10 protein-coding genes are annotated in these 12959 nt (G+C 37.5%); 1 reads left to right on the top strand and 9 read right to left on the bottom strand.

What is annotated here, in order from left to right:
* Positions 1-28: 28 nt before the first annotated feature.
* The gene (locus PALI_RS14070; protein WP_193156230.1) at positions 29-1816 is read left to right on the top strand and encodes a S8 family peptidase; all 1788 of its coding nucleotides are present in this window, start codon (positions 29-31) and stop codon (positions 1814-1816) included.
* A gap of 86 nt (positions 1817-1902) precedes the next feature.
* Here the strand turns inward: PALI_RS14070 and PALI_RS14065 are convergent, their stop codons facing one another.
* The 9 genes from PALI_RS14065 to PALI_RS14025 all read right to left on the bottom strand — a co-directional run bounded on the left by PALI_RS14065 (position 1903) and on the right by PALI_RS14025 (position 12958).
* A complete protein-coding gene (locus tag PALI_RS14065; RefSeq protein WP_193156371.1) occupies positions 1903-2376 on the bottom strand; it encodes a peroxiredoxin in 474 nt (157 codons plus the stop codon).
* Positions 2377-2720: 344 nt separating this feature from the next.
* Positions 2721-4646, bottom strand: a complete 1926-nt coding sequence (locus PALI_RS14060; protein WP_193156229.1) for a methyl-accepting chemotaxis protein — start codon at positions 4644-4646, stop codon at positions 2721-2723.
* Positions 4647-4894: 248 nt separating this feature from the next.
* Complete coding sequence (gene galU / locus PALI_RS14055; RefSeq protein ID WP_193156228.1) at positions 4895-5803, bottom strand: UTP--glucose-1-phosphate uridylyltransferase GalU; 909 nt, start codon at positions 5801-5803, stop codon at positions 4895-4897.
* Between the two features lie 214 nt (positions 5804-6017).
* Positions 6018-7184, bottom strand: a complete 1167-nt coding sequence (locus tag PALI_RS14050; protein WP_193156227.1) for a nucleotide sugar dehydrogenase — start codon at positions 7182-7184, stop codon at positions 6018-6020.
* 192 nt (positions 7185-7376) lie between these two features.
* A complete protein-coding gene (locus PALI_RS14045; protein ID WP_193156226.1) occupies positions 7377-8099 on the bottom strand; it encodes a WecB/TagA/CpsF family glycosyltransferase in 723 nt (240 codons plus the stop codon).
* Complete coding sequence (locus PALI_RS14040) at positions 8089-9165, bottom strand: glycosyltransferase family 4 protein (RefSeq protein WP_193156225.1); 1077 nt, start codon at positions 9163-9165, stop codon at positions 8089-8091. The genes PALI_RS14045 and PALI_RS14040 overlap by 11 nt, the downstream gene beginning before the upstream one ends.
* The gene (locus PALI_RS14035; RefSeq protein ID WP_193156224.1) at positions 9162-10667 is read right to left on the bottom strand and encodes a hypothetical protein; all 1506 of its coding nucleotides are present in this window, start codon (positions 10665-10667) and stop codon (positions 9162-9164) included. Before PALI_RS14035 ends, PALI_RS14040 begins: the two co-directional genes overlap by 4 nt.
* Positions 10668-10677: 10 nt before the next feature.
* Positions 10678-11622, bottom strand: a complete 945-nt coding sequence (locus tag PALI_RS14030; RefSeq protein WP_193156223.1) for a glycosyltransferase family 2 protein — start codon at positions 11620-11622, stop codon at positions 10678-10680.
* 25 nt (positions 11623-11647) lie between these two features.
* The gene (locus PALI_RS14025) at positions 11648-12958 is read right to left on the bottom strand and encodes an EpsG family protein (protein ID WP_193156222.1); all 1311 of its coding nucleotides are present in this window, start codon (positions 12956-12958) and stop codon (positions 11648-11650) included.
* Position 12959 lies beyond the last annotated feature (1 nt).

Genomic DNA, 12959 nt, shown 5'->3' with positions numbered 1-12959 from the left:
GTAAAAGTTAATAACACTAGGGATAATTATGACAACAACTAAAATCTTTAAAAAATGCGTTATTGCATTAACAGTAAGTACAATCTTTACAGCAACATCAAGTATGGCTAACCCTGCTCAAGCGCTTGCGCCTTCAATGGCTGAAACATCAGCAAAGTTACAAAGCCAAAATAGCGCTGAAACACAGTTCATTATAAAATATCAACATAACAGTAATGATATGGTAAATATTTCATCTGAAAATACCGATTCTGCTAGCATGAATAAGCGAGCACAAAATTTTGTTAAAAGCTTCTCTTCCAAAAATGGGAAAGTAAAGGGCAAATATGTACGCGCTATGGCACTTAATAACCACCATGTAGTACGTGCAGATAAAAAACTCAACGCAGAAGAAGCACAAGAGTTTATGCAAGAGCTAGTTGGCTCAGGTAATGTTGAGTATATTGAAGTTGATCAAATGTTACAGCCGTTTTCGACACCTAATGATCCGCGTTTTGATGATCAATGGCATTATTATGAGCAAGCAGGTGGCCTAAATTTACCTACCGCTTGGGATAGCGCAACAGGCAATGGTGTGGTTGTGGCAGTACTTGATACAGGTTATCGCCCTCATGCTGATTTAAACGCAAACCTTTTACAAGGTTACGATATGATTTCAAATCTATCGGTCGCAAATGACGGTGGTGGTCGTGATAGCGATGCTCGCGACCCTGGTGATGCGGTTGCAACAAATGAATGTGGCACTAATGATGCTAAGAGCTCTAGCTGGCATGGTACTCATGTAGCCGGCACCGTTGCCGCAGTTACTAATAATGGTGAAGGTGTTGCAGGTGTTGCTTACGACGCCAAAGTAGTACCAGTGCGTGTATTAGGTAAATGTGGTGGTTTAACTTCTGATATTGCTGATGGTATTATTTGGGCAGCTGGCGGTAATGTATCTGGCGTGCCAGCAAACGCTAACCCTGCCGATGTTATTAACATGAGTTTAGGTGGCAGCGGGTCATGTAGCTCTACGACTCAAAGCGCAATTAATGCGGCACGAAGCAACGGCGCAGTGGTTGTTATTGCCGCAGGTAACGACAATGATAATTCAGCAAACTACAACCCAGGTAACTGTAATGGTGTAATAAATGTTGCTGCTGTAGGTCGTAACGGTGGTCGTGCATATTACTCTAATTACGGAAGCAATATTGATGTTGCAGCACCTGGCGGCGCGCAAAGTTTTGCAAACGACTCAGAAGGTGTTTTATCTACCTACAATACAGGTTCATCAAGCCCTTCACGTGACAGCTATAGTTATTCGCAAGGCACATCAATGGCTGCACCACATGTAGCGGGTGTTGCTGCACTTATTAAACAAGCTAAGCCTAATGCGACGCCTGATGAAATAGAAAATATTTTAAAATCAACAACCCGCTCATTCCCTGCAAGCTGTACTAACTGTGGTACAGGTATTGTTGATGCGGCCGCCGCCGTTGCAGCTGCTGGCGGAACAGATACGACTAAACCGGAAGCAGGTGGTGGTTCTGTAAGTGATGTAAATATTAGTGCAGGTCAATGGAAACATTACACATTAGATGTCCCTGCTAACATGTCTACATTTACAGTGACAACCTCAGGCGGTAGTGGAGATGCTGATTTACATGTTAAATTTGGTAGCCAGCCAACAGCCTCAAATTATGACTGTCGCCCGTATGAAGATGGTAATGAAGAAACATGTACATTTAGCAGCCCGCAAGCCGGTAAATGGCATATCAGCATTAACGCATACAGTCGCGTTTCTGGTTTAACAATTAGCGGCCAATATAAGCCATAAATAATTAAAAAATAATATTATAAAAAGAAAACCCCGATTGTTAAAGTCGGGGTTTTATATCACTTAAACACATGAAATATTTAAATTTATAGTTTTTCTAGAATAGCTTCTGCACGGCTAATAGCAAATTCTTTGTCTTGCTCTACAAACAAACCCGTTACGACACTATTTTCAACTATCATAGCGTAACGCATCGAACGGATCCCACCAAAACCAGCAGTATCTTTATCAAGTCCTAATGCCTTAGTAAAACTAGCATCGCCATCACCCAGCATTAAAATTTCTTCTGCATTTTGAGAGTCCCCCCATGCTTTCATTACAAACGCGTCGTTTACTGATACACAATAAATGGCATCAACGCCCTTTGCTTTAATTTTATCTGCAAGCGTTATAAATTCAGGTAGGTGGGCATTAGAACAAGTGGGTGTAAATGCACCTGGCACCGCAAATAACACTACTTTTTTACCTTCAAATAAATCATTATTAGTCAGCGTTTTCATACCATCATCGGTTAACTGCGACAGAGTAATTACAGGGAGTACTTGGCCTTGTTCAATCATCATAAATCCTTAAAAAATTGTAGTACCCACTTCATTAAAAATATGATCATTTTAACAAGTAAAATAAATCACCAATTTAATACACTTGGGATAGGAGTAACCAGGGTCTATTGACCTTTGTGGATTAAAATTTGTTCTATCTAGGCGCAGCGCATGTTTGACATTTATGCTGCGTTATCGCTTATGTATGGGGAATAACCACACTACATGGTCTCTACTTTGCCTAAAAACCAAACAACCTGCTGCAAAATCAATCACGAAAGGTCAACACGCCTAGCATACAGGCTTTGCCTAAAAACAACATACACGGCCGTAAATTTAACCTCAAAAGATAGTCTCCATAATTAAAATTTGAGGCTGCCTTTAATCGTTTGCATTTGTTGCTGCAGTTGGTTTTGAATATCGTTAACGAGTAAACTTGACTCGCTTACTTGGCCTTTCATACTCTCCATTGATTGGCTAAAATTATCCAATAAACTATTTTGCTGCTTAGCCAATGCCATAGCCTCAAAAGCAACACTATTTGCACTTTGCGCATTATCGGCCACCCCTTCAGAGTTTAGCTTTAGCTCTTGAGCATTTTGTGTTTGTGATTGAGCCCCTTCGGCTAAGGCCGATATTTGTGCAGAGACAACCCGAGAGTTTTCAGTCAACAAATTGAGCTGATCGTTTATGTCACTTAGCGATCCTTGAGTTTGACGCGCTAATTGCCTCACCTCATCAGCTACTACGGCAAAACCACGGCCATGCTCGCCAGCTCTTGCTGACTCTATCGCTGCATTTAGTGCTAATAAGTTAGTTTGATCCGCAATATTTCGAATAATTTCAATTATTTTTCCTACACCATCAACACCATTTAATAACTCTTGAATACTTTGCATGCCATGCTCTACACGCTCTTGAGTCTCAGAGCTGGCATTGAGCATATTTTGAGAAAACCCTAAGCTTTGCTCCATTGCTGAAAAGGTACTTTTTGCGTTATCAGCAACTTGGGAGTTAATATGATTAACCTGCTCACCTATATGTTGAATATCGCTTAGCAAATTTTGGTTTTGCTCAACTTGCCCATGACTTAATGAGGTTTGCTGGCTGATCGTTTGCAGATGGTTACTCATCTGCTGCATAAAATCGTTAACGACTTCGAGCATTTTTGCACGATCTTGTGCTTCATTTCGCTGACGATCAATTAATAGGTTAAAATATTGCGCTATTTCGCCCACTTCCGTTTTTTCATTTTTGCATTCAATATTTTTAAGTTCATTGCTCTCAATTAAAAAAGCAAAGCCATCACGCAACTGCCTCAATGGTGTGAGCACTTGATTTCGTTGCACAAAATAAACACCTGCAGCCAATATAACAAGTGTGCCTATAGCAACACAAAACACCCAAAAAACACGCTGTTTTAAAGTGCCCTGCTCTACTTTTAACAATTGCTCTGCATTTATAACCGTGCTTGAAAGTGTACTAATTTGTGCACGCAGATTATTAGAACCACTTTCGCGTTGCTGCGTTTGTTTTAGAGTACTTGATAAATCACGCGGATAACGACTGGGCCAACTCAGCAGTTCTGACTTTATTTCGTCGGCTAAATCTTCGGCCTCTTCGTCAACAAATAAAGCATCCTCATCAACATCACTCATTACACCTAAGTTAGGTAGTTGATCGATAGACTTGGCAACTTGATTTAAATTATTAACACTTTGCTGCAAACTTTGATAAGTACTTTCATCATACTGAAGGATTAATTGATAAGTAAACAAAGATAAATTAACAGCTTCGCTATGGTAATCACTGGCCAGTGTATAGTAATTGAGTGCATCACTATTTTGCGGTGATGCTTTTGTAGCGTAACTGATAAGCGCTGACGCAGAGCCCGTCATTTGCCTCAATGCATTATCGAGTAAGGCCGTTTCGTTGCCTGAGAGCTTGCCAAGCGCTCGATACTTACCGTTTATATCATCGTTGAGTGTAGTTAGCTGCTGCTCAAGCTTAATGCTTAGGTCATTGGGGAGTATAGATAACTGATTGGTTTTTATTAACTCAATTGAATTTGATGCGGAATTTAAATATTGACTATCACCTTGGTCTAAGTAGTTACCTAACTGCCCAGCTAAATCGACCAAAATAGTATTTTTAAGCTGGCTGTAGGCCGTATCTTGTTGCTCTAGTTTAAGTAATGTTTGGCTCGCCCAAAACAGTGTAGAACCTAATAAAACGCTTGCTGAAGCCAGCAATATTGCTAATAGCCGAGTAAAGGATGAAACGCGCATAAATCTAAATTCCTATAGTGAATGCGCGCATAGAATATTAACTATTTATGACAACTTAATGACATTTGTCTGTAACTGAAAAATAAACAAAACAAAAGTAGTGTGTTGTAAGCTTATTTTACTTCGTTATACCAACCTGCTTATATATGGGGTCTATTTACCGTTAAGAAAATTACGCTAGAACTAGGCAAAAATTTTTGTATCTAGTTGTTCTAAATAAAAGATTTTTAACGACGTTATAGTGCAATTTAATTCGTTAAATTGATCAAAGATTTATGCAGTTTGGTATTATATAAAAATTGAGAAAACTCCTCACCTAACTTATCATCACGCATGCTGTACTCAACTATCGCTTTTAAATAACCAAGTTTGTCTCCACAATCATGTGAACGCCCGCTCATATGAAATGCCTCTACGGTTTCTTGTGCCATGAGTGAGTCAATCGCGTCAGTCAGTTGTATTTCATCACCAGCGCCAATCGGTGTTTTAGCTAACAGTGGCCAAATGTTTTTGCTAAGCACATAACGCCCAACCACCGCTAAGTTTGAAGGAGCGAGCTCAACCCTTGGCTTTTCAACCATTGCCATAATAGCAGCGCTTTCACCTGGGCTAAGCTGTACACCGTTAATATCTGCAATGCCGTATTTACTAACCTCATCGCTCGCGACTGGCTCCAGCATTATCTGACTCGCCTTAGTTTCGCTAAATCGCTTGATCATAGCGGCCAAGTTTTCGGTTTTTTGATCTGCCGTATAAGCATCAAGAATGACATCGGGTAAAAGTACAACAAAGTCATCATTACCTACAATTGGCTTAGCACATAAAATAGCATGCCCTAACCCTTTAGCTTCGCCTTGTCGCACACTCATAATGGTTACATCCGGCGGACAAATAGAGCGAACTTCATCGAGTAGTACGCGCTTAACGCGCTTTTCGAGTGTTGCTTCAAGCTCGAAACTCGTATCAAAGTGGTTCTCAATAGCATTTTTTGAGCTATGCGTTACTAGCACAATCTCTTTTACCCCTGCAGCAACACATTCATTTACTATGTATTGGATAAGCGGTTTATCAACAATTGGCAACATCTCTTTTGGAATCGCTTTAGTCATTGGCAACATTCGCGTGCCAAGGCCTGCAACGGGGATGACAGCTTTCATAGGTAGTCCTTTGATTTAAAATAAATAAGCAATTAAATTAAGTTACCAGTTGTGAGATAGATCTAAGCTGAATGGGGTTAAATGAGAGTTTAAAAGCAGGTTACGAGGCCAAAAGCGCTGAGTGATTTAAGGATTGAGTTTGATACGACTTACAGGAGCACTTTATTTATTGCTCCTGTAATATGGCATAGATCCTTAAAAAGCGAGGTATAAATTAATCGCTACCAAATAAATCTCGGGTGTAAACTTTATCAACAATATCACTGAGCGCCTCAACCATTCGGTTTGCAACAACCACATCGGATATTTTTTTAAACTCGTTTAAATCTTTAATCACACGAGAATGGTAAAATTCATTTTCATTGAGTGTTGGTTCATACACTACAACTTCAATTCCCTTTGCTTTTATACGCTTCATAATACCTTGAATAGCTGAAGCTCTAAAATTATCTGAGCCCGTTTTCATCACTAGTCGGTATATACCCACAACGCGAGGGTTACGTTTAATTATGGAGTTGGCAATAAAATCTTTACGTGTTGTATTTGCATCAACAATTGCACCAATAATATTATTGGGTACATCTTCATAATTAGCACGAAGTTGTTTAGTATCTTTCGGAAGGCAATACCCGCCGTAGCCAAATGAGGGGTTATTATAATGTGTGCCAATTCGAGGATCTAATCCTACACCTTGAATTATTTGCTTACTATCCAAACCATGAGACTCTGCATAGCTATCTAACTCATTAAAATAGGCGACCCGCATAGCCAAATAGGTATTTGAAAAAAGCTTAACCGCCTCAGCTTCGGTTGAACCAGTAAATAAAATGTCTATATTTTGCTTAATAGCACCTTGCTCTAGTAGTTTAGCAAATACTTTAGCGCGCTCACTTTGCTCACCTACCACAATACGAGACGGATACAAATTATCGTGAAGCGCATTGCCTTCTCGTAAAAATTCAGGCGAAAAAATAATATTATCACAGTTAAATTTTTCTTTTACAGACTCCGTAAATCCAACAGGAACCGTTGATTTAATAACCATTACAGCACCTGGATTTATAGAAAGCACATCAGTAATTACAGCCTCTACTGAGCTAGTATTAAAATAATTAGTCTCTGCATCATAGTCTGTAGGTGTTGAAATTATTACGTAATCTGTATTTGTATAAGCAAGATACTTATCAGTCGTCGCTGTAAAATCTAAATCGGTGCGCTTTAAATAAATCTCAATTTGCTCATCAATTATCGGAGATTGCTGGTTATTTAATAACGCTATTTTTTTCTCATCTATATCAAGCGCTACCACTTGATTATTTTGAGATAAAAGCATCGCATTAGAAAGGCCCACATACCCAGTGCCAACTACAGCTATTTTCATCTTTATTCCCTTAGGCTATTTATTCAGTAGGCTATTAATAATACGTATGCTCGATAAGTCATCACCGTATGGACTATGTGCCACACTCATTCATTTAATATAATGGGCATAACATCTCGCACTTAAAAATTATGTACATTAAATCAATTAAATATGTAGAAATAACAAAATTCAGCGCTTTATTAATCAACCTTACACTTTTTTTGTTAAATAGTAATAAACATATTTAACCAGATTGCCTTGGCGCAGTAAGCGCGAAGGCTGTGACAATAATCTAAATAGCCATTCTAAGTTTAAGGCTCTAAAAAAGTGAGGCGCACGTTTAACTTTATTTGTGAAAACGTCATATGTACCGCCTACACCCATAAAAAAAGTATTAGGGGCATATTTTAAACATTCAAAAATAAACAACTCTTGGCGTGGTGAACCTAATGCGACACTGACTATTTTAGCACCTGAGTCAACAATTTCATCAATCACTGATTGTTGCTGCTCTTTAGTAAAATAACCATCCTTGCAACCAACAACATTTACACCTAACGCTATTAGTTTTTCGCTGGTTTGTGAAACCGTGCTTTGCGTAGCACCTAGTAAGAAAACTGGCGTTTGTTGCTCAATAGAGCGAACCATTAGTCGCTCCCACAATTCGCAACCTGGGATCCGTGCTACTTTAGAATTCAAACGCCTAGACATAACATACGATACACCGACTCCGTCTGGATAACGAAGTGTCGCGCTTTGTAAAATACTCATCAGGAGAGGATCTTTTTTTGCCGCCATTATTTTTTCAGGATTAATTGCGATACCCACGCCAGGTTGCACACCTTCGATTGTCAATATAGATGAATTTATAAGTTCATCTATAGATTGATAAGCAGCAACATCAATACCGCCTACATTTACTTTATTTATCATTAACGTTTTTCGCTTGTAACTTGGCGTACATATTAAATATTTGCTCTGTAACTACTGATAAACGATATTTTTGTACCGAACTAATTGCACTATCGCTCATCTTTGTATACTGATCATCTTGCATGCTTAATATATGCTGTATTGCATTAATAGCACTTGAACAAACACTGTCGTCTTGATTTGGTATTAAAAAACCGTTTTTTCCATCTACTACTTGCGTACAAGCTCCGTCGGTTCGAGTGGCAACAACTAAGGCACCACATGCCATCGCCTCACTCATCACTAAACCAAACGACTCATTATATGACAAGTTTATTAATATTGAGCTTGAGTTATAAATTGTAACCAGTTGCTGTGGAGTGCAGCTACTGAAATATGAAATACTCACATCTTGATTATTTTTAACCTGCTCTATAAATTCACTATTTCCAGCGCCAACAATTGCAACTCGTATTTTACAAGGAAATGTTAGTAAAATCTCTTTTAGCCTTTCTATTCCTTTATTTTTATCAAGCTGCCCAACGAACACAACATCAAACTGCTTGTCTTTAAAAGTACATTTTTCATGTTTTTGATAAAAAATATCATTTACGCCAGCGCTTTGTACCGTACAAGGTACTTGTTTAAAAAATCGTTCTTTTAATTTATCACTTACAAAAATTGACTCATCAACAAAATCAATACACTTTTTATATACTCTACTGGGAGGATAATAACTATAAATATCACTGCCATGAAAAGTTACTATAATTTTAACCTTCCAATTTCTTAGCATTTTATAAGTGATAGCTAATAAAACATTAGGGAAAAAAAAATGAACATGAATGATGTCTAATTTCTTCATCGAAAAAATATACTTAAACAAAAAGCGAAAGTAAAAAAAAGGATAACGAAATAAGCGTAATAAACCAGACTTCTCTTCTTGGTCTAGATAAAAGTAATTCATATCTAAATCAGTATACTTTTTTAAGCTAGTATACTGATTCATTATAAATCGACCTGAATTAGGTTTATTTTTGCTTGGCCCCATATTAGAGAGCAGTAATATACGTATTGCTTTTTTCATTTTTTATTATTTTCCATGCGCTTACTTTTTACACCGTAGTTTGCACGTGATGGAATAAAATGAAACATTAGCCTATAAATCAATTGTATAGATGGAATTGTTACGGGGTTTGAAAGTGGAGTATATCCTGATTCAACTTTGATTTTTTTATACTTTACAGCCACTTTGCTCCATATTTTTTTAAGCGCTCGGTAGCGAACCGCTTTAGCGTAATCTTGCTGTATAAAAGAATCAAAGATCCCCCTTGCAGAAAAAGGTGAAACAACAGTAAAAAATTGCGCAGCTAAAATATTACTGCCAAAAATAGTATATCTGCCACCTCGCCCATATAAAAACTCATAATAAGTCACTTTTTGGTAATCCGTTAACGCTAGGCTATCTGTACGTTGAACAAAGTCTTGCCACAAAATAGTAAATTCTTTATCGGTTAACTCTTTGTACCTTAAACGCATTAAAGTTTTTGCCTTAAAATTAATCACACTATAAATAAACGGAAATAACTTTAAAACTTCACCTCTTTTGCCTTTAAAATTTATATAAGTGCCACGCTGAAATAAATCACCTAAATAACCATCAAAAAATATTTTTGCTTGTTCAAAGTGTTGCGCTACAAAACTATAATTAGTTAATAACCTTGGAATAGGGTTGAGTGTGCCAAAAGCCATTTCATCTAAAATAGCCTGCTCTTGTTCATGTAATGGTTGCTCACTATAATCAAAAGCTAAATACGTTTTAAAATCCTCACTAAAGCTGGCAGCTATTTCTCTCTCTGGTGAGTTATCTGGTCCATAAGTAAAGCCATATTTATAAGTGCCATTTGCCAATAAATACCTAGAATCAAGGCCGCTACTGATAGGTAATATTTTAGAGTGCTCTTGCCAAAGTGAAGTTAACTTTTTAACAGCGTCAGCTAACGAATCTAAAGGCTTAGCTTCATGAAATACAAAATAAGAGCGCTCATTCATCACTCCAACACAACTCCCTGGTGTTAGCCTCTGTAAGCCATCAAAAAGAGTGTAATTACCAAACAAGTGGTTTTTCTTATTTAAAATACATTGCATGTCATGGTTGAGATGATGCGAATCATTTTTTAACACTTTAACGCTAGGAGCAACACGTAACTGAGTCGATAGCTTGTCGATAAAGTGCGTTGATAAACCAAGCGGATCGGTAAAAACAAACTCTTCGTGCTCATTTTGCCAAAAAAGCGTAAACACACCAGTCAAAACATTATTTAAAGCGTCAATTCCTTGTGCCACTATATCGTTAGCTAAAAGAGTTAATGGGTTTAGCTGCTCTTTATAAATAAACCAGCCTGACATAATAAAAATATTATGCTCTATTTGCTCATACGGTAATTGCGACCAATTTTCCTCGTCATACACAATGCAACCACTGACTCTACACGCTTGTGGAAAATCGAAAATACGACTATTGTTTTTAGTCAAATAAAGTGACGACGGTAGTCGTTCTTTATCGCAATTAATATACATGCCACGCATCAAACGCCCCTTAATAATCCGAAGTAGCCATACTGACTGAAGAACGCTGCTGACGTTTCAATAAATAGTACTCAAGTGGCTTTTTACCTAAAATACTGCCAAGTACCAGTTTCGCAAATACGCGCATCGATAGCGGTGACATTTTTAGGGCTTTAAAATAATGTGTTATCGCAGTAGTACGATTACCACTTCTTAGCTCAAAATCAGCAAGGCTTTCATATTGACGCGCAAGGCCTTTCTTTAAGCCTAAACTTATATACTCAGCCTCATATTTAGCAATAACCGCCCTATGCCCATTCGCTTTTGAAATTGGGTTACACGATATACCATCATCCGCTAACTGATAGGTGATCAAAGGCTGCGCAATATGTATTGCTTTGTATTTTTTTGCTAGTCGAAGTAATAAATCATAGTCTTGCATGCTAGGTAAGCTGCTATCAAAGCCATTAATTGATCGGATAGCCGTTGTTGATATAAGTAAAACGGAAGTACAAATACCAAACCCTTGCTTTAGCAAAGACAAATAAAAATCATCATCGCTTACACATTTAAAATACCGCTTCCAGCCTTGATATTCTAAAAACATATCTGAATAACAAATTTTTGCATCACTTGAGCTCAAAGCTGCCACTTGAGTTGCTAGCTTGGTGTCGATCCATAAATCATCATCGTCTAAAAAAGCAACATACTCACCTTTGGCAGCCTCTAAGCCAGTATTCCTAGCTTGACAAGCACCGCTATTTTTATCATGGCGTAGATAATGAATACGCTCATCATTGGCGTATCCAGCCATAACATCAGCTGTTAACCGTCTGTCTTCACTTGAGGGATCATTATCATCGATAATAATGATTTCCAAACATGAATAAGTTTGATTCTTAACGCTTTCAATTGCTTTCGACAAAGCCTCTGCGCGCTTAAAGGTAGGTATTATAACTGTAACTAATTTATTCATATTTAACCTAAATAAAGGTGTACAACTATTTATTACGGTATCCATCGTAATAAATAACTTCAGTGTTCCAATAACGCTTAAACATCACAAGATAATCAAAGCCACGCCTTTCTAGTGGGTGACTGTGTTTATCGCCTTTATAAAAGAATTTACTCTCATTTATTAATACCACATAAGAAAATGCAGCTATATGAAAGCCCATCAGTAAAAATAAAAAGGCGCCAGTGATCGACTTAGGTTGTATATATTGCAAAGCAAAAAGTAGCATAGGTGCGTAAAGTAAGTACAAAGGTAGAAAAATACGATGCAACTCCTCACCTATAAAAAACAGTGCCACTGAGCTGAGTAAGGTTAAGTAACTCATCATGTTAAACAACCTTAAATAAGCCACATTATTGGTTTTTAAATAACCGGGTAGTGCAATAAGGTTCACAACAATAAAAAACAACAACGAAGGGAGCTTTGAAAAGTTAGGCTCAAACACTAATCGCGTCAGAATTTTATTCACCATATAATTATTAACAACTGAGCCGAGTATTTTAATAGCAACAACCCCCGCTAGAGCCGCCAATACAAACCCTAAAAACATGACAATAAGTTGTGACGCACTCCAACGGCGAGTTAAATGCTTACTAAAAATCAGCAAAGGAAGTAATAAAACAAATGTAGAAAAATGAACAAGCCCTCCTAAAATAAAGATAAGGCTGCCATACTTTTTATTTTTTTGCGCATACCATATTCCCATAAGTAAAATAGGAACTGCCATACATGTGCGGATCAAATGCCATTGAAACTGAAAAAACTTATAAAATAGAATAATCAGTAAAAAACATAATAGCGGACTTGGCCCATCAACTAATTTACAAAATTTCCAGATTAATCCATAAGTGATTAATACGGATAAAAAATAATATGTAAAAATATCGTTATCGGTTAACCACGCTACAGCCCAGCTATAAAGTCCAAATAAAGCATCACCATGTTTAGCGTAAAGTAACGATACACTGAGCATACTTGAGAGTTCATCATAGCGATCGTACGCCATTAAATACGATGGCATATCATCGGAACCGTTCCACAAATAGCCAATGTATCTAGACGCAATAAGTATGCTCAGTGAAACAGACACTGCAGCAACTAGCAAACTATCTAAGCGCGTTTTCTTTACTGCAAATGCATATAAAAACAACCCTAGTAACCAAAAAACAAATGGTAAAAGCAGCCAGCTTAAAAGTAATAGGCAGCCAGATATATACAACTTAGCGTCATTACTATTATTGCTATTAACTGTATTTATACTATTACTCGTATTCACTGTAGCTGGCCAAAAATGCATA

This window comes from Pseudoalteromonas aliena SW19 (assembly GCF_014905615.1).
In the GTDB taxonomy this organism is placed as follows: Bacteria; Pseudomonadota; Gammaproteobacteria; order Enterobacterales; family Alteromonadaceae; genus Pseudoalteromonas; species Pseudoalteromonas aliena.
Note: the sequence above shows the minus strand (reverse complement) of the source record. Positions and strands in the feature narration are given on the sequence as shown.